The organism is Arthrobacter sp. StoSoilB13 (assembly GCF_019977255.1).
Taxonomy (GTDB): Bacteria; Actinomycetota; Actinomycetes; order Actinomycetales; family Micrococcaceae; genus Arthrobacter.
Genome location: NZ_AP024648.1, coordinates 713,064 through 730,871 on the forward strand (window position 1 = coordinate 713,064; position 17,808 = coordinate 730,871).

Below are 17,808 nucleotides of genomic sequence, written 5' to 3' on the forward strand. Positions count from 1 at the left end.
TCGTTCGAAGTGATGACTGGCATTAGCGGCCCGGCCAGACGGGTGCGCGCTTTTCCTGGAAAGCGCGCACTCCCTCGGCGGAGTCTTCGCTGTCCAGCGCCGCCATGAGAGCGGGCAGGCGCAGGCCGCGGGCTTCCTTGGCCGTCAGGTGGGAAGTCTGGGTGACCATCTGCTTCACGGCCCGGACTGAGGTGGGGGCGCACGCAAGGATCTGGTCCACCCAGCGCTGCACCGCGGCGTCGAGCTCTTCTGCAGGAACTACTTCGTTGACCAGCCCCATGGACTGCATCTCGGCAGCGTCTGCCTTTCGGCCCGTCAGGAGCATTCCCATGGCCTGGGTATACGGGATCCGCCGCACCAACTGGTGGATGCCGCCGTCGAGTGCCAATCGCCCAACCCGAGGTTCCGTCAACCCGAACTTCGCTGTGTCGGCAGCCACCAGGATGTCGGCACCCAGCACCATTTCCATGCCGCCGCCAAGGGCGTAGCCGTTGACTCGGGCGATGACCGGGATGTCCAAGCTGGTGCGCAGGCTCAGCCCACCGAAGCCGTTAGGGTCCAGTCCCGCCCAGTACTCCAGGCCGGTCTTGTCCACGGCCGACGCCGACATGTCAGCACCAACGCAGAAGGCGCGGGTCCCGGCACCGGTGATGACAACCGCACGTACGGACGGGTCCTGCTCAAGCTGGGCCCAGATCTCGTTGAGCCGTGCATGGGTGGCGGCATCCACGGCATTGAGGACGTGCTGACGATCGATGACCACAGTTGCCACGTGGTTTTCGATGGTCAGGGTGACGGCATCCACCGGAGCTTCAACCACAGCGGTCATCGCAGGACTCCCAACTGCTGCAGGCGCTCGATCGTCTCTTGGTCGAAGCCGTTCTCCAGCAGGACCTCTACGTTGTGCTCGCCAAGCCGCGGTGCGGTGCGGCGAATAGTGGGAGGGGTGGCGGAAAGCCGGATGGGGGCATTCAGCATACGGACCGTGCCGACGGCGGGATGCTCTGCTTCCACGATCATCCCATTGGCCTCGGTTTGTGCATCAGCCAACGCCTGTTCCAGGGTGTGCACCGGAGCATTCAGCAGCCCCTGTTCCTCAAGCCGGTGTGTCCAATACTCAGTGGTATTGGTGGCGATGCGCTCGCGGAAGATCGCCTGCAATGCCGGCTTGTTCTTGAATTGCTGCTCAAGGTTGGAGAATTCGGGCCGCTGCGTGAGGTCCTCGTCCAGGCCAAGTGCTTCAGAAATCCTGGCCAGGGGATCGGGCGTGAAACCACCCACCATGCACACGGCCCCGTCAGTGGTTTCGAAGACACCGCTCAGCGGCATGGCGCCCCAGTTGACCTCGTAGCCGCGGTTGAGCTGCATGCACGCTTCCTGCATCTGCAGATGCAGCATCGAGTCGTACATGGTCACCTCCACCTTCTGGCCCACTCCCGATGCCTCGCGTGTGCGCAATGCGAGGAGGATGCCCTGCATGAGGTGCATGCCCGTGATGTAGTCGCACAGGGTGGTGGGGTAGATGGAGGGCTTGGTGTCATCGGATTCCCGGCGCCACATCACTCCGGAATACGCTTGCGCGATGGCGTCCTGGCCGCCCTTGTGGGAGTAGGGCCCCTCGGGGCCGAAGCCCGTGCCCGAGGCCCAGATGATTCCCGGGTTCGCAGCTTTCAGCTCCTCGTAGCCGAAGCCCATCCGTTCCATGACTCCGGAGCGGAAGTTGCTGACCACCACGTCCGCATCAGCCATGAGCCGGTGCAGCACCTCGCGCCCTTCCTCAGTGCGGGTATCCACAGAGACGCTGCGCTTGTTCCGGTTGATGGACAGGAAGATCGGGTTGTCCTGGCCGTCCTGGTCCGGGAAGGAATTTCGGGAAATGTCGCCTGCGCCGGGGCGTTCCACCTTGATGATGTCCGCACCGTAATCGCCCAGCAGTTGGGTGCAGGACGGGCCCATGAACACCTGTGTGAAGTCCACGATTTTGATGCCGTCCAGCGGGAGTGGCGTTGGTACCGGAGCCCCGGCGGCGAGTGCCGCCGTCGTGCTTTCCGTTGTCTGTTCCAGAATTACGGTGCTCATGCCGGCACCGCTGCGGTTGCGTCGACAGTAGCGTTCGACGACGGGACGTCGCCTGGGTCAGCACCATGCCGGCGCATGCCCTGCTGGATATCCAGCGCGGAGACGTCGCGGACCAACACGTTGTTTTCCACGGCGAGGGCCGCTGCAACGCCGACGGCCTGTCCCATTGCCATGCAGGGCGGGATCTCGCGCGACATTTTCTGTGCCTCCGGAGTGGCGGAGTAGTGGCGGCCGGCCACCAGCAGCTGGTCCACTTCCTTGGGCAGCAGTGAGCGGTACGGGTAGTAGTAGTCACGGCCGCGGGCAACGGTGTCCGCGAAGTGGCGGCGCTGGGTGACGTCGTCCTTGGTCATGACGTACTCGCCCTGCAGGAGCCGGGTCTGGCGGACACCCATTTGGGAGGCGACGTCCAGCATGTAGCAGTTTTCGAAGCCGGGCAGGTTCGCGCGGACGTACTCCACGGCCTCGGAGATCCGGTCCCGGGCTGCGAACTCCGCGGCAGTCATGTCGGCGGGATCGACGCCGTCGAAACCGGACATGTGCGGGGCGTTGCACCAGACCACGCCGTCGATGGGTGTCTTGAGCCACCACAGTTCCCAGGCGCCGCCGAGGAGGCGCTTGATCTTACGGTTGATGGCCCGGGCTTCCTTGGGGTTGGCCTGTTCGAAGGCTTCGGCCGCGTTCGTATCCACGTTGCCCAAACGGAAGACCAGCGTGGTGAGGTAGTTGTCCTTGGCATAGCTGGCGCCAGCGCGGGAGGCGACGTCGATGTCGCCGGTGGTGTCGATCACGACGTCGGCCATGAAGGCCTGCGGGCCGAGTTTCGTTTCGCAGATGACGCCCTTGATCACGCCGTTGTCCACGATGGGACGGGAGAACCAGGAGTGCAGGCGGAGGTCCACGCCAGCCTCGCGGACGAGGTCGTTGGAGACGCGCTTCCAGCCGTCGGGATCGAAAGCGGCGGCATAGCAGATGGGCTTCGGGTTGGTGTGGGAGTGGAAATCGAAGGTGCCGAAGCGGCCCCACTTGTTCCAGAGTTCCTCGGAGGTCTTGCGGTCATCGGCGGGCGGGACGATTGCCAAGCCCAGCTTCTGGAGGCGCTCGACGTATTCGGAGACGATGCCGGTGACGGTGATTTCCTGGCCGTTGATCATGTCATCAAGAACCAGGACCATGCCGCCGGAAGCGAGTCCGCCCAAGGATGAGTAGCGTTCCAGCAACGTGACCTTGGCTCCCGAGCGGGCAGCGGTAACCGCTGCGGCGACGCCTGCGGGACCACCACCGACCACCAGGACGTCGGACCGTGAGATGACCGGGGCGGTGAGATCCGCCGTCGTAGTGCTGAGTTCAAGCGAGTTCATGATGGAGTCCTTACTTTCCGACGAAGATGCCGTTGGAGCGGCGTGCGGCGAGGTAGAAAACGATGCTGAGGATGGAGAGGACGGCCACGTAGACCGGGAAGACCCAGGTGAGGTTCAGGGATTGGAACCAGACCAGAAGGTAGGAGGCAGTGCCGCCGAAGAGGGCGACGCCGATGCCGTAGCCCAGCGCAACGCCGGTGCCGCGGATGTTCTTGGGCATCAGGGATGAGCTGACCACGTTGTAGAGGGTCATGTTCAGGACCAGGACGATCGAGCCACCCAGGAGGACCGCTGCGAATCCGCCAATGCCCGGCTGGACGTACATCAGCATGAGGAACACGGACGGGATGGCGAGGATGCGGGTCACCAGGAACCAGCGGGACATTGCTTTGCCGTCGGCCAGCTTGCCGATGACCCAGCTGCCCACTACGAGGATGACGGCCAGCATGGTGGTGAGGGCGAAGACCGCGGTGGGATCTTCCTTGAAACCGCTGCGGGCTGCGGTGGGAAGGCCAACGTTCCAGGCGTAGTTGTAGGCCTGTGCTGCACCCACCACGAAGATGATGGCAAGGACGGAGAGCCAGTGCTTACGGACTCCGGACCACACGGCACGCGGCGTGTTCGTGGCCATTTCCTCGGCCTTGAGCGTCTCCGGCAGGGAGCGGCGAAGGTAGAGGACCACAAAACCGAAGGCAGCGCCGATGATGAACGGTACGCGCCAGCCCCAATCAGCCATGGCTGCGCCGCCGAGGACAAGGCTGCAGAGGAAACTCACCAGCGAGGCCAGGAGGATGCCGATGTTCACGTAGAAGGACATGATGCCGGCAACGTAGCCTTCGCGGCCTTCCGGAGCGAGCTCCACAGCGTGGGAGGTGGAGAGTGGGGCTTCGATTCCTGTGGAAATACCCTGCAGGATGCGGCACACCAGTAGGATGATGCCGGCCCAGGCGCCGATGGTGGCGTAGTTGGGCGTGATGGCAATGATCAGCGTGGTGCCGGCCATGAGCATGATGGACAACAGCATGACCCGACGCCGGCCGATCCGGTCTGCGAGCGTCCCCAGCAGTATGCCGCCAAGGGGGCGGAAGGCGAACCCGACGGCGAACACGGCCAATGCATTCAGGGTGGCGGAGAGTGGCTCTGTGTTGGGGAAGAAGTTCGGACCGATGAAGGCTGACAGGAGGCCGAAGACCATCCAGTCGTACCATTCAAGGGCGTTGCCGAGGCCCAGCCCCAACAGTCCCTTGCGGACCTGCGGAGTGAACTTTGGGTTCTTTGTGGGGGAGGAGTGGCTGGTGCTTGGTGACGGGACGGCGTTGTCCGTCGTTTGGGTGTTGAGCATGGAAGTGTCCTTACGCTGACGCCCCGGGGGGCGTGGGAGGGTATGACGCAGGAACGCCTGTTGGAGGAGGCGCTTCGTGCGAAAGTGGCAAGGATTGTCTGCGGCCACGGTTCGTGTTCGGACAGTTAAGGGAAAACGCTGGCGCCGTTAAGGGGCGGCAGTGTTACCACGCGTGTGGTGCGTTGACCCAGATGGCTACGCATACCTCTTCGTAGCTGTTTTTGTACCAGTGGGGGATTTCTGAGGAGTAGGTGATCGAGTCGCCCTCTTCCAGGCTGTAGCAGACGCCGTCCAAATAGACGTCCTTACGGCCGGAAATGATGTAGCAGAACTCTTCACCACTGTGGGTAAAAGGGGTGGCGCTGGTGTCATGCCCTGGGGGCGTGCTGATCCACTGCGCTTCAATGCTTCCGTCGCGGTTGGGAGTCAGCAATTCATGTACAGCTTCGCCCACGGATTCACGGGTGACGTTCTTGAGGTTGCGTCGCTCGGATCTGCGGACCACAGGTGAGGTGGATTGGTCCTGGCCAATGAAGAATCTCCCTACAGGGATATCCAGGCCGTGGGCCAATTGGGCGAGGGTGGTGAAGGAAGGGTTGGCCATTCCGCGTTCTATTTGGCTGACGATCGCCTGGCTGAGGCCGGTGATGTCCGAGAGCTGGGCGAGGGTCATGCCCTTTGCCTTGCGCATGGTGCGCACCTTGTTCCCCACAGTTGCCAGCAGTTCGCTGGTGGCTGGCGGTGCAGGAGTCTCGGTAGTCATTGCCGCATCCTTCGTTGGTGAGCTAACTCACACAACTATAGTGAAGATTTTTAGCGAGTCAATGGTTTTCTTTATTTTCGTGAAGATCTTTACGAGATCGACGGTTGGAGTTCGCAAATCGTACCGAATACGAAGGCCTCGATCGTCTGCACTTGCTCCCTCAGTTCCTGAAGGTGCCCGGCGTTGGGGAGGAGCCTGATGCTGATTTCCAACTCCGTGGCCAAGCGGCGCATGCAGATGGCCCCCACCATGTGGCTTGAAGTCTTCAGGCTCAGTACCGCGTCCATGGCGTCTTCAATGTCGAGGTTGTTCAGTGCGTGATGCAGGCGGCCAACCCGCCACGGCAGGAGATCGATGTAGTTACGGACGAACCTGGTGACGATGGACCGGTCTCCGCCAAGCTCTGCCTGGAGTTCGGTGAGGACGGTGGGATCAACCAGTGAGTCTGTGCACTCGTCATACTCAGACACCAAACCCCTCCCGCCTCCGAACAATAGATGCACGATTCAACAGTAGGTCCCGGGGAACTATCGAAATGCCCGAAAGCGAAAGCTTGATCCAATCTTGAGCGGACTCAGAGGGAGTCTTGATCGAAGTCGCTGAAAGTAAGTAAAGGAAATGGAGTAATCGCCGAAGTGGGGGATCAAGGCGTGGGCAAAGGATTGGAAATCAGCATGAACGGTGATGTTCGGCCCTCAGCGGGGCTCATGGTCATCATCGTGTTGTGCCTGACGGTGCTGCTGGGTATTGGTGGAACGTCAGCGTATGCGTTGTGGGAGCAAGGTTCACACAACAGCACTAATCAATCGGACTCCGCTGGTTCCGCCGGGAATGCCGGGCCGAAGGCGCCATAGGGCGAATGGCCCTCCAACGGCCCCTCCAGGAACCCCGTCAGCCGTTCTTCGAGGACTGAGCTGTCCCGCAACTCGCACTCCCACACCGTCAGCACGTCCCAGCCGGCAGCGCGCAGCTGTTCCCTCTGTATCTGATCGCGTTCACGGGTCCGCGTGCGCTTGGTCTCCCAGAACGCCGCATTGGCAGTGGGGGAGTGCAGGCCAGCCTTGCAATCATGGAAGTGCCAGAAACAGCCGTTGACGAAAATGACCTTACGACGGCCGGAGAACACCAGATCCGGCCGACCCGGCAGCTTGGTCCCGCCGGCTTGCCCATGCAACCGGTAGCGGTACCCCTTGGCATGCAGGAGTTTGCGGACCAGTAACTCGGGCTTGGTGTTTTTGCCCTTGATCCTGGACATGTTTCGGCTACGCTGCTCCGGCGTCAGCAAGTCCCGGCTCTCGCCCATACAGTCCAGCCTACCCAGGGATTACTGTCACGGTCCGGGGAGCCTGGAACGATAGCAAACGGAGCCATTCGGGGTTGGGGTCCCCGAGCCGGACCCCGTTCAGTGCCGCGGTGGTTTCCTGAACCACGACGACGGTCTCCAGCTCGGCGAGCTTGGCACCAAGGCATCGATGGATTCCGGAGCCGAAGGCCAAGGCGTAGGGCGTGGGTCCCTGATGGTCGGTGGCTTCCCCAACAGACTCACCGCTGCCTTCACCGGCCGCCCAGGGAAAGCCGTGGTTCCCGGTCAGCTCCACCAGGATTTCCTCGCCCGCAAGGATGTGCTCGCCGTTAAGCTCGGTATCGCGGGCGGCCACCCTCCGCCAGGTAGGCACGGAAGACTCGGTGGCCAGCACATGACGAACAATCCCGCGGGCTTTGGCGCTGGAGGAGGCTTCGTCCCAGGAGATTCCGCGCGAGCCCTCGGCCAGACGGAACAGCGTGGTGCTGATGAGCTGCGTAGTGGTCTCCTGGCCCGCGATGAGCAGGAAGTAGCCCAAGGAACAGATCTCCGGCGTGCTGAGTCCGTGGTCTGCGAGTGCCCTGAACAGGTTTGTTGCGCCGGGAACTACCGGTGCCTCCACCGATTCCAGGACCAGCTCCCGCAGCCAGGTGTAGAAGTCCGCCGCAGTGTGGGCCAGTTCGAGTTGCCGTTCAGGATCCGGCCAGCCCCAGAACAACTCAAGGGAGTCCAGGCTCCACTCTTTCAACCGGGGGAGGTCGCGGGCGGGAAGCCCCAGCATCTCCAACATGATGACTGCTGGCGGATACGCGGCCACTGCCTGCACCAAATCAACATTTCCCGCAGAACCAAGGACCTGGGCTGCGGCAGCGGCCGACTCCCTGGAGAGCTGCCGGATGCGCGGTTCCATGGCGGCCACCTTGGCAGGCGTGAAGAAGCCCGCCACTACCTTGCGGATAGCTGCATGTGAGGGGGAGTGGTTGCTGGCCAGAACGGGTGGAAGGGCGAAGCGCGCCTTCTGCAGGACGCGGAGAGACTGACCGCTCAGGGGTGTCACTGCCAGAAGCGCATTGGCAGGGCTGAAGTCTTCGGGCCGGTGAAGGACCTCGCGGACGGTGTCCGGATCGCGCAGCACCTTATAGGGACATGTAGTAACGGTGCTCATGCCGGCACCCCGGCAAGCCAGGAGGCCGCGTGTTCGCGGAACACGCCCGGGTCCATTCCGGCGGCTTCCTGCCGGATAGCACCCAGCAGCGGCACAGGCCAGTCGGAGATGGTGGCGCGGTTGCTGCGCTCCACAGCGCCAGGGACAGCAGGCCAACTGCCAAGCACAACACCGACCACCGGCAAGCCCCGCCGATCGAGGGCTTCAAGCGTCAGCGCCGTGTGGTTCAACGTGCCCAGCGACGGCCGTGCCACCACGGCGAAGCCAGCCGAATCGCCCAGGAGGGTGCCCAGGTCAGCCAGCGTCCCGCCGTCGTGGTCCAACTCAACAAGCACCCCACCTGCACCTTCCACAAGGACGTGGTCGTGCGTGTTGGCCAGTGCACGGATTCGCCCGGCATGCGAGGCAAGCTGCGGCAGCACCACCTCATCACAGGCAGCCGCGGGGACGGGAGCCAACGGCTGTTCGAGTACGATGCCGGCCTCGGCCGTAAGCGGGCCGGCAAGCCGCACTACTTCCGCGCAGTCCGAATCGCCGTCCACGTTGCCGCTTTGGCAGGGCTTGTAGACCGCTACCGAACAGCCGCGCTGCTTCAGTGCCGCGGCGAGTGCCGCCGTCGTGATGGTCTTCCCGACGCCGGTATCGGTACCGGTCACCAGGATGATGCGGGGAAGTTTCATGAGGTTCGCTCCAGGATGTCGCGCAGCACTGCGCAGGCGTGGTCGAGGTCGGTGGGGGTGAGGTTGGCACGGGCCGTGAGTCGCAGGCGGGAGATTCCGTCCGGCACCGATGGTGGCCGGAAACAGCCCACCTGGACGCCGGCAGCGTACGCGGCCTGGCTCGCAGCCAAGGCAGCTTCCGCTGAAGGCATGGGGATGGATTGCACCGCTCCGGCACACCGCTCGACAGCGGCTGGGCCTCCCAGCGCGGGTTGCAGTCGGGCGGCGAGAGCGGCTGCGTTGTGATGGACGGCCGCGGCGCGCCAAGGTTCCTGCCGGATGATCCCGACGGCGGCCATGGCAGCAGCCGCTGCGGGCGGGGCCAACGCGGTGTCGAAAATGAAACTCCGCGAACGGTTCACCAAGTGCTCCCGCAGCAGGCTGGAACCGAGCACCACCCCGCCCTGGCTCCCCAATGCTTTGGACAGGGTGGCCGTGCGGACAACGCCCGGATGGTCCGCGAGGCTGGTACCCGCCACCGCGCCCCGCCCCTGAAAGGCGCCAACGCCGGCAACGCCCAGGCTGTGTGCCTCGTCGACCAGCAGAACGGCATCGTGTTCCTGGGCCAGACTGAACAACTCCTGCAGGGGAGCGGCGTCCCCGCCCACACTGTAGATGGACTCCACAACAACAAGGGCCCGCGGCTGTGTCCGGTCCGCCAGGAGGCGTGCCGCATCCGCAGCGTCATTGTGCTTGAATTCCCGCACCTCGGAGCGGCTCAGCCTCAAACCATCGATCAACGAGGCATGGCAGTACTCATCCGCCACAATCAACGTTCCGGGACCACCCAAAGCCGTGGTGACACCCAGGTTGGCGAGGTAGCCGGAGGAGAACACCAACGCAGCTTCCGCTCCGGTGAACAGGGCAAGGTGGTGCTCCAACTCAAGATGCAGCTCCGTGGTGCCGGTGACCAACCGGGACGATGCAGCGCCAGTGCCCCAGCGCCTGATCGCGTCCATGGCAGCCGCCGCCAGGCGTGGATCCGTGGACAGGCCCAGGTAATCGTTGCTTGCGAGGTCGATCATCCGGCGAGGTCCGCCCTGCGGGCCTCGCACTGTCGGCCTCCGCACGAGTCCACGGCGCTCGCGGACCTCTGCCTGTTGCTCCAGCCAGGCGGTCATGGAGAGGCTCATGCTCTGGCCCCCAGCCTGTCTGCGGCCGCGGAGACTGCCGCCACCATGCCCGCGGTAATGGTCCTGATCTGGGAGGTTGAGCTGATGTACGGCGGCATCGTATAGACCAGGTTGCGGAACGGACGGATCCACACTCCCTGCCTGATCGCAGCCCGGGTCACTGCAGCGACGTCCACCGCGTCCGCCAACTCAATGACGCCCACAGCGCCGATAGTACGGACGTCCCTCACGCCGTCGAGCCCCACCGCCGGGGCCAAGCCCTCCGCGAGGCCTGCGCCCACGCGGTCAACGTCTGCGCGCCAATCCCCGTCCCGCAGTAGTCCGAGGCTCGCGTTGGCCACGGCACACGCGAGCGGGTTGCCCATGAATGTGGGACCGTGAAGTAGTGCACCAGCACCACCATTGGAGACCACCCGGGCAACCTCACCCGTGCACAACGTTGCGGCCAGCGTCATGTACCCACCCGTGAGCGCCTTGCCGACGCATAGCATGTCCGGGACAACGCCGGCATCGTTCGCCGCGAACAACTCGCCTGTTCGTCCGAAACCAGTGGCGATCTCGTCCAGGATGAGCAGCAGGCCATACTCGTCAGCCACCTCACGGAGGATTCGCACACACTCTGCCGGGTAGATGAACATCCCTCCGGCCCCTTGCAGGACAGGTTCCACAATGATCGCGGCGAGCTCGTTGGAATGCTCACGTGCCAGCTCCTCAACTGATGTCCGCCACTCACTGATAACTGCTGGGCTGGCCGTCGCCGCGGCTGGAGGGCGCGGCGCGAACACGTTATCCGCCAGCAAACCAGGGAACGCGGAGTGCATACCGTCAACGGGATCACACACGCCCATCGCCGCGAACGTGTCGCCGTGATAGCCGCCGCGGACCGTCAGGAAACGCTGCCGTTGTGGACGCCCGGACGCTGTTTGGAACTGCACCGCCAGCTTCAGGGCAACCTCCACTGAGACGGAACCGGAATCAGCCAGGAACACGCGCTCCAACCGACGGCCGGGCTCGCCTGGTGCCATCGCCAGCAGGTTCTCCGCAAGTTCCACTGCAGGCTGATGCGTCAGCCCACCGAACATCACATGGCTGAAGGACCCCAACTGCCGCTGAACCGCGGCATCCAGCACAGGATGGCGATACCCATGGATCACCGACCACCACGACGACATCGCATCCAGCACCTCATGCGTTCGGCCGTCCTCGTCCCGAAGCCGCAGCGCCACGCCGTCGGCTGCTTCAACTTCCCAGAGCGGCAGCGTCCCGGACGCCGGAGCGTAAGGATGCCACAGGCTCGCCCGATCGCGCTCGATCAAGGAACCTCGCTCGATCAGGGACTCCCGCTCGATCAGCGACGTCATCGGGACAACCGTCCGTGACGCGAGCACTCTGCCGACCATCCCAGCGGCGTCACCTGGACCTTCATCCGGCGGCGGCACTGCGCACAATACCTGGGCGGTTCCATCGCCAACCGTTGGTGACAGCCCTGGTGGGGGTCCGATGTCGGGTGGGGGTCCGACGTCGGGCGCTCGCCTTGGGTGCCGGCAAGCGCGCCCCCGCAATGCGCGCAGTAGTCCGCCGTCATTGCGCCAACCGCGGTCATAGCGACTTCTGGAGTTCCTTGATGGGCATGTTGAGCTCCACCAGGAGATTCAGGTCGGCGGTGGCGGGGCGGCCCAAGGTGGTGAGGTAGTTGCCCACGATCACGGCATTGATGCCGCCGAGCAAGCCATCGCGGGTTCCAAGATCCCCGAGGGTCAGTTCGCGGCCGCCAGCGTAGCGGAGCACTGTGCGAGGCATGGCGAGCCGGAAGGCGGCGATGGCGCGGAGGGCGTCCTTGCCGTCCATGATGCCCTGGTTTTCCAGCGGCGTTCCCGGGCGCGGATTGAGGAAGTTCAGTGGAACTTCGTGCGGTTCCAATGCGGCCAGCTGGGCGGCGAGTTCGGCCCGCTGCTCCAGGGTTTCACCCATGCCGATCAGGGCGCCGCAGCACAGTTCCATGCCGGCGGCCTTGACCATGTTGCAGGTGTCCAGCCGTTCCTCGTAGCTGTGCGTCGTGACAACTTCCGGGAAGTAGCTCCGGGCGGTTTCGAGGTTGTGGTTGTAGCGGTGGACGCCCCACTCGGCCAGCTGGTCAACCTGGCGCTGAGTGAGCATGCCCAGCGAACAGGCGATGTTGATGTCCACTTCTTCGTTGATGCGGTCGATCGCGAACTTGATCTGGTTCATGAGCTTGATGTCCGGGCCACGCACAGCTGCGACGATGCAGAACTCCGTGGCACCGGTGGTGGCGGTTTCCTTGGCGGCCTTCACCAGCTCGGGGATATCCAACCAGACGCCTCGGACAGGGGAATCGAACAGGCCGGACTGGCTACAGAAGTGGCAGTCTTCAGGGCAGCCGCCGGTCTTGATGGAGATGATGCCTTCAACCTCGACGTCCTCGCCGCAGTGCTTCAGCCGGACCTCGTGGGCGAGCTGCATGGCCGCGGGTATCGCTTCGTCAGGAAGTTGGAGGATCTCCACAAGCTGGGCTTCGTTGAGGCCTTCACCACGCTCAAGGACCTGCTCGCGTGCGATGTCCAGGATGGCGTAGGCAGCGCCTGCTGGGGTTCGATCAGTTGTTTGGGTCGTCATGGACTTGACGGTATCCGTGGGCGCGTTACGCGATTTTGTGGGGTCCGCACAAAGTGGCATCACGGTTTTTGGAGCGCACTTATGGCTTAGGGGTGAAAGAGCTGGTGCAGAAGTTACAGCTGTGAAACATCGTTGTGACTGATTTGACCCGCCGCGTGACTAGCGTCGTTGGCGAAGCACCGACCACGAATCTTGAAAGTGAGCCCGGATGAGCGACGTTCTGACAGACACCCAAAGAGCTACGACGGCGGGGAGCGCCGATGCGATGAGCGCGGCGAAGGAGAGCCTTGAAGACTACACGCTCCGGTTCGCCCCGCGCTCCTACCGGAAGTGGAGCGCGGGTGTGGTGGCGACCAGTGCGCTGGGCGGGATCGCCTACCTGGCTGACTTCTCGATCGGGGCAAACATCGGCATCGCCTACGGCACCGTGAACGCGATCGTCGGCATCATCGTGGCCGCAGTGATCATCTTCGCCACGGGCTTTCCACTGGCGTACTACGCCGCCCGCTACAACATCGACCTCGACCTCATCACCCGCGGGTCAGGCTTTGGCTACTACGGTTCAGTGGTCACGAACATCATTTTCGCGACCTTCACCTTTATCTTCTTTGCCCTCGAGGGTTCCATCATGGCCCAGGGCCTGCAATTGGGGCTTGGTGTCCCGCAATGGCTTGGCTATGCCGTGTCCACCATCATCATCATTCCGTTGGTGATCTACGGGATGAAGACCCTTGCTACTTTGCAAGTGTGGACCACGCCCTTGTGGTTGCTGCTCATGGTGGTTCCCGTTGGCTATCTGCTGCTGTCACATCCGGAGAGCATCGACGCCTTCTTCGCGTACACCGGTGCTTCGGGCGGGGGCGGGACCAACCTTGCCTCCGTGATGCTGGCTGCCGGTGTTTGCCTTTCGCTGATGGCCCAGATCGCCGAGCAGATCGATTACCTGCGCTTCATGCCACCCAAGACCGCGGAGAACAAAGGCGCTTGGTGGCGTGCCGTAATTCTTGCCGGACCCGGTTGGGTTATTTTCGGTGCCATCAAGCAGGTCGTGGGCATGTTTATTGCCATTTACCTGATCGCCCGGCTGGACCCCGCCGCGTCCGTGCACGCCAACGAACCAGTCCACCAGTTCCTAGGTGTGTACCAGGAGATGATGCCTGCGTGGCTCGCGATGTCCCTTGCCGTTGTGTTGGTGGTTATCTCGCAGATCAAGATCAACGTCACCAACGCCTATTCCGGCTCGCTCGCCTGGACCAATTCGTTCACCCGCATCACCAAGACCTACCCGGGCCGCATGGTGTTCGTGGTGGTCAACCTGGTGATCGCGTTGGTCCTCATGGAGTCGAACATGTTCGAGTTCCTCAACACGATCCTTGGCTTCTACGCCAACTGCGCCATGGCCTGGGTGGTCACAGTCGCCTCCGATATCGCCATCAACAAGTACCTCCTGAAGATCTCGCCCAAGGTTCCTGAGTTCCGCCGGGGCATGCTTTACGCCGTCAACCCGGTTGGTTTCGTTTCCATGCTCGTGTCGGCGGGGGTGTCCATCGCGGTATTCTTTGGGGCTTTCGGTGCCGGAGTGCAGCCGTACTCGCCAATTTTCGCCGTCGTCCTTGCTTTGGTACTTCCCCCGGTCCTGGCTTTGGCAACACGTGGCCGCTACTACCTCCGCCGCACCGATGACGGGATTGACCTGCCCATGTTCGACGCCGACGGAAACCCCAGCGACGAGAAGCTCCTCTGCCACGTCACCGGACTGGAGTTCGAACGCCCGGACATGCTCCGCTCAGGCCAGGACGGTCCCGACGGCGAACCCCGCTTCATCTCTTCCCTTGCCTTGTCCACGGATAAGTCAGGCGCACTGGTGCTGCCGGCTCAAAAATAGGCGCGCTGCCCCAAGTAGGTCGCATTAGATGTCGTTTTGGGCCCTCAAAACGGCATCTAATGCGACCTAGTTGGGCTGACGCTGTGTGCGAATAGTCAGGGTGCTTAGAATGAGGCATGGCACAGGATGAGCGGAACGAAGAGGCCGGGCAGGGCGAGGAATCCGGGCAGGTCGAGTCAACAACCGACCTCGACGAGGACATCGCGATGGCGTTGGAAAATCACGTCCTTAACCCGGCGGAGGATCCTGAAGACGCGTCAGATCCACGGACGATGTATCCGTCGGGGGAGTTCGAACCGCAAACCCAGGACTACCCGGGCTGGACCGAGGCGATGATCCCGCGTCCGGATCACGGGGAGCAAAGCTACGTGGGCCATCACCGGATGATGGGATTCCGGACCTTGATTACTGGCGGCGATAGCGGGATTGGGAAGGCCGTAGCCATTGCCTTCGCCCGTGAAGGCGCAGATGTGGCGTTCACGTATTTGCCGGAAGAGGAACAGGACGCCGAATTGACCGTCCAGTTGATCGAGGCCGCCGGCAGCCGTGCCCTCGCGCTGCCGGGGGATCTGCGGGACGAGGAATTCTGCCAGGAAGTCATCGCCCAAACCATCGAGGAATTTGATGGGCTGAATGTCCTGGTCAACAACGCAGGTTTCCAAATGACTACCAGCGAGGGGATCGAAGACCTCAGCAGCGAGCAGTTCGACCGGACCTTCAAGAGCAACGTCTATGCGCTCTTCTGGCTTACCAAGGCGGCCTTGCCTCATTTGCAGCCGGGGTCCTCGATCATCAACACCTCATCGATCCAGGGCTACCATCCGAGTCCCTCGCTCATCGATTATGCCGCCACCAAGGCAGCCATCAACAGCATGACGTTCTCGTTGGCAGAGTCCCTCGGTCCTAAGGGAATCCGGGTCAATGCGGTAGCTCCCGGACCCGTTTGGACTCCGTTGCAGCCACCAACCCAGCCGGAGGAAAAGATCGTGAAGTTCGGGCAGGACACGCCCCTCGGCCGGGCCGGTCAGCCTGCTGAACTTGCCGCGACGTATGTGCTCCTTGCGACAGAGGAGTCCAGCTATATTTCCGGCTCGGTTATTGGGGTTACCGGCGGAAGGCACCTCGCATAGGGAGCCTCCCGGTATCCAGCCGGTATAGCCAGCCAGGCAGTTCCACCAATCGGATCCTTCACGAAATCAGGGCTTGAGCACCACCTTGATGCAGCCGTCCTGCTTCTTCTGGAATTTCTCGTACAAGTCCGGTGCATCGTCCAAACCACCAGTGTGGGTGACCAGATGCATGACTCCCAGCGGATCGGCGTCGTCCTCTACCAAGGGGAGCAGCTGGTCAGTCCAGTTGCGGACGTTGCATTGCCCCATGCGGAGTTGGACTTGCTTGTCGAACATGGTCATCAGCGGCATGGGATCGGCCTGGCCACCGTAAACGCCGCTGAGTGAAACGGTGCCGCCGCGCCGCACCATATCCACAGCTGTGTGGAGGGCAGCAAGGCGGTCCACGCTCATCGTCTCCATGGCTACCTGCGCCGGCTTGTCAGGGAGCAGGGAAACCGCCCGGTGCAGGAATGATGCAACCGGGGAGCCGTGGGCTTCCATGCCCACTGCATCCACTACCGCGTCGGGGCCCCGGCCGAGGGTCTGTTCGCGGATCTGGGCTGCAACGTCCGGGCTGTAGTCCATCGTCTCCACCCCATGTTCTTCCGCCATGGCCCGGCGCTCGGGAACGGGATCTACGCCAATGACACGGAAACCCTTGTGGACGCCAATTCTGGAGGCGAACTGGCCCACAGGGCCGAGTCCCATAACCGCCAACGTGCCGCCCTCGGGGACGTTCGCGTATTCCACGGCCTGCCACGCAGTGGGCAGGATGTCCGAGAGGAACAGATAGCGTTCATCGGGGAGGTCTGAATCTACTTTGATGGGCCCATAGTCCCCGAAAGGCACACGCAGGTACTGTGCTTGGCCGCCCGGGACAGAGCCGTAGAGTTCGGAGTATCCAAAGAGTGCGGCCCCTGTGCCCTTGGCTTTGACCTGCGTGGTTTCGCACTGCGACTGGAGGCCTTGGTTGCACATGTAGCACCGGCCGCAGGAGATGTTGAAAGGCACGACTACCCGGTCGCCCTTCTTGAGCCGGTGGACCTCCGGACCCACTTCTTCGACGATTCCCATGGGCTCGTGGCCGATGACGTCGCCCTTGTGCATGTAGGGGCCCAGGACTTCATAGAGGTGCAGGTCCGAGCCGCAAATGGCTGAAGATGTTATTCGGACGATGACATCCGTGGGTTCCTGGATGGTGGGATCGGGGACATCAATAACGCTCACTGAGCGTCTTCCTTGCCACGTCACTGCTTTCACAATCGCTCTCCCTGCTTTGGGGGCTGGAGGTGTCCCGCGCTGCAGGAGACCTTCCCAGCGAAGCAGAGTTGGCAGCGGCGCACAAGGTCTTCGGTAGCCTCGACAGCCCCGGATGCCGGGCCTAGATTGAGGCTATGAGCGAAGCATCGAGCGAACCGGACCAAACGTCTTCCGAAAGCGCAGCGCCCTCTGAAGCCTCAAAGCCCGCGGTACCTGCCGACGTCGAGCATGAGGGCAGCAGCGCCGGGACGGGTGACTTCACCACCGAAGTGGACCCCACCTTCATCCCTGATGAAAGCGGCGAGACGCCGGAGGAGAAGCGCGCCAGGGAGCATCCAGAGCCGACGGGCAGCTAAAGGCGCCTGATTTTGTAGCAGTAGAACGACGGCGGTCCGCAGCGACCCTCCCGGGTCACCTCCGCGCGCCACTTAGTAAGTAACCTGATAATTGGTGTTAAGCTGAGAGGAAATAGCTGTCCACGTGATCAGAAAGCGTTTGGAACGAGCACGGGATGGGTACAACTTTGGGTACTAAGCACAGCATGGGCTAGGGGCGGCGCCCAAACAAAGCCGTTCGCGAGGGAGGCAATCCACATGGACACAGGACAACTGGTATTGATCATCGTGTTGGCCGTCGTCGTAGTCGCAGCTGTGATTATTGCGGTAGTAGTTGGGCGTAAGAAGAAGACCGAGCTCAATCGCCGTCGGGCAGGGGAACTGCGCGAGAAGGCAGACCAGGAAGCCGTCGGCGCACACCAGGCGAAGGCCCAGTCGGCACAAGCCGAGGCTGCTGCCGTTCAGGCAGAAGTCGAGGCCAACCGGCTCCGGCGCGAAGCCGACCGGCACGCGGAGAAAGCCGAAGAAGCCAGTGGCCGCGTTGAGGAGCACCTGCGCCATGCCGACAAGGTGGACCCCGATGTCAGGACCGGCCCGCGACCGGGAGAACGACACCGATCGTGAACGTGACCGTGACATGGGTTCGCGTGACGAACGGCTAACACGGGATCGCTCGGCACGGGAAAGTGTCAGGGAAGAGCCTTTGCGGGACGACTC

General features: G+C 62.9%; 18 protein-coding genes. 4 read left to right on the forward strand and 14 right to left on the reverse strand.

Going from position 1 to position 17,808, the window contains the following annotated elements; translation table 11 throughout:
* Nucleotides 1–22: 22 nt before the first annotated feature.
* The 13 genes from LDP01_RS15555 to bioB all read right to left on the reverse strand — a co-directional run bounded on the left by LDP01_RS15555 (nucleotide 23) and on the right by bioB (nucleotide 12,499).
* Complete coding sequence (locus tag LDP01_RS15555; protein WP_224091266.1) at nucleotides 23–829, reverse strand: enoyl-CoA hydratase-related protein; 807 nt, start codon at nucleotides 827–829, stop codon at nucleotides 23–25.
* Nucleotides 826–2,079 carry a CaiB/BaiF CoA transferase family protein gene (locus tag LDP01_RS15560; RefSeq protein WP_224091268.1) on the reverse strand — a complete coding sequence of 418 codons (1,254 nt, stop codon included), beginning with the start codon at nucleotides 2,077–2,079 and terminating at the stop codon, nucleotides 826–828. The genes LDP01_RS15555 and LDP01_RS15560 overlap by 4 nt, the downstream gene beginning before the upstream one ends.
* Nucleotides 2,076–3,440 (reverse strand): FAD-dependent oxidoreductase, encoded by a 1,365-nt coding sequence (locus LDP01_RS15565; RefSeq protein WP_224091270.1) that lies wholly within the window; start codon nucleotides 3,438–3,440, stop codon nucleotides 2,076–2,078. The genes LDP01_RS15560 and LDP01_RS15565 overlap by 4 nt, the downstream gene beginning before the upstream one ends.
* 10 nt (nucleotides 3,441–3,450) lie before the next feature.
* A complete protein-coding gene (locus tag LDP01_RS15570; RefSeq protein WP_224091272.1) occupies nucleotides 3,451–4,782 on the reverse strand; it encodes an MFS transporter in 1,332 nt (443 codons plus the stop codon).
* 163 nt (nucleotides 4,783–4,945) lie between these two features.
* Nucleotides 4,946–5,545: a helix-turn-helix domain-containing protein gene (locus LDP01_RS15575; protein WP_223936112.1), complete on the reverse strand. Its 600-nt coding sequence runs from the start codon at nucleotides 5,543–5,545 to the stop codon at nucleotides 4,946–4,948.
* Between the two features lie 89 nt (nucleotides 5,546–5,634).
* Nucleotides 5,635–6,015 (reverse strand): Hpt domain-containing protein, encoded by a 381-nt coding sequence (locus LDP01_RS15580; protein ID WP_224091274.1) that lies wholly within the window; start codon nucleotides 6,013–6,015, stop codon nucleotides 5,635–5,637.
* A 332-nt stretch (nucleotides 6,016–6,347) separates the two neighbouring features.
* Nucleotides 6,348–6,848, reverse strand: coding sequence for a very short patch repair endonuclease (locus LDP01_RS15585; RefSeq protein WP_224091275.1), 501 nt, complete (start codon nucleotides 6,846–6,848; stop codon nucleotides 6,348–6,350).
* Nucleotides 6,849–6,858: 10 nt separating this feature from the next.
* Nucleotides 6,859–8,013 carry a cytochrome P450 family protein gene (locus tag LDP01_RS15590; RefSeq protein WP_224091276.1) on the reverse strand — a complete coding sequence of 385 codons (1,155 nt, stop codon included), beginning with the start codon at nucleotides 8,011–8,013 and terminating at the stop codon, nucleotides 6,859–6,861.
* Nucleotides 8,010–8,693: a dethiobiotin synthase gene (bioD, locus tag LDP01_RS15595; RefSeq protein ID WP_224091279.1), complete on the reverse strand. Its 684-nt coding sequence runs from the start codon at nucleotides 8,691–8,693 to the stop codon at nucleotides 8,010–8,012. The genes LDP01_RS15590 and bioD overlap by 4 nt, the downstream gene beginning before the upstream one ends.
* Nucleotides 8,690–9,853 carry an 8-amino-7-oxononanoate synthase gene (gene bioF, locus LDP01_RS15600; RefSeq protein WP_224093869.1) on the reverse strand — a complete coding sequence of 388 codons (1,164 nt, stop codon included), beginning with the start codon at nucleotides 9,851–9,853 and terminating at the stop codon, nucleotides 8,690–8,692. The genes bioD and bioF overlap by 4 nt, the downstream gene beginning before the upstream one ends.
* 8 nt (nucleotides 9,854–9,861) lie before the next feature.
* Nucleotides 9,862–11,226, reverse strand: a complete 1,365-nt coding sequence (gene bioA / locus LDP01_RS15605; RefSeq protein ID WP_224091281.1) for an adenosylmethionine--8-amino-7-oxononanoate transaminase — start codon at nucleotides 11,224–11,226, stop codon at nucleotides 9,862–9,864.
* Nucleotides 11,223–11,450 carry a biotin synthase auxiliary protein BsaP gene (gene bsaP / locus LDP01_RS15610; RefSeq protein WP_224093871.1) on the reverse strand — a complete coding sequence of 76 codons (228 nt, stop codon included), beginning with the start codon at nucleotides 11,448–11,450 and terminating at the stop codon, nucleotides 11,223–11,225. Before bsaP ends, bioA begins: the two co-directional genes overlap by 4 nt.
* Nucleotides 11,451–11,464: 14 nt before the next feature.
* Nucleotides 11,465–12,499, reverse strand: coding sequence for a biotin synthase BioB (bioB, locus tag LDP01_RS15615; protein WP_224091283.1), 1,035 nt, complete (start codon nucleotides 12,497–12,499; stop codon nucleotides 11,465–11,467).
* 265 nt (nucleotides 12,500–12,764) lie between these two features.
* Here bioB and LDP01_RS15620 point away from each other — a divergent pair, with 265 nt between their 5' ends.
* Entirely contained in the window at nucleotides 12,765–14,384 is a 1,620-nt protein-coding gene (locus LDP01_RS15620; protein ID WP_527249088.1) for a purine-cytosine permease family protein, read from the forward strand.
* A 116-nt stretch (nucleotides 14,385–14,500) separates the two neighbouring features.
* On the forward strand, nucleotides 14,501–15,514 hold the full coding sequence (locus LDP01_RS15625; protein ID WP_527249070.1) for an SDR family oxidoreductase: 1,014 nt from the start codon (nucleotides 14,501–14,503) through the stop codon (nucleotides 15,512–15,514).
* Nucleotides 15,515–15,580: 66 nt separating this feature from the next.
* On the opposite strand, the gene LDP01_RS15630 is transcribed toward LDP01_RS15625, so the two are convergent.
* Nucleotides 15,581–16,756, reverse strand: coding sequence for a zinc-dependent alcohol dehydrogenase (locus LDP01_RS15630; protein WP_224091287.1), 1,176 nt, complete (start codon nucleotides 16,754–16,756; stop codon nucleotides 15,581–15,583).
* Nucleotides 16,757–16,890: 134 nt separating this feature from the next.
* Between LDP01_RS15630 and LDP01_RS15635 the strand changes: the two genes are divergently transcribed.
* A complete protein-coding gene (locus LDP01_RS15635; RefSeq protein ID WP_224091288.1) occupies nucleotides 16,891–17,112 on the forward strand; it encodes a hypothetical protein in 222 nt (73 codons plus the stop codon).
* 237 nt (nucleotides 17,113–17,349) lie between these two features.
* On the forward strand, nucleotides 17,350–17,715 hold the full coding sequence (locus LDP01_RS15640) for a DUF6479 family protein (protein ID WP_224091291.1): 366 nt from the start codon (nucleotides 17,350–17,352) through the stop codon (nucleotides 17,713–17,715).
* Nucleotides 17,716–17,808 lie beyond the last annotated feature (93 nt).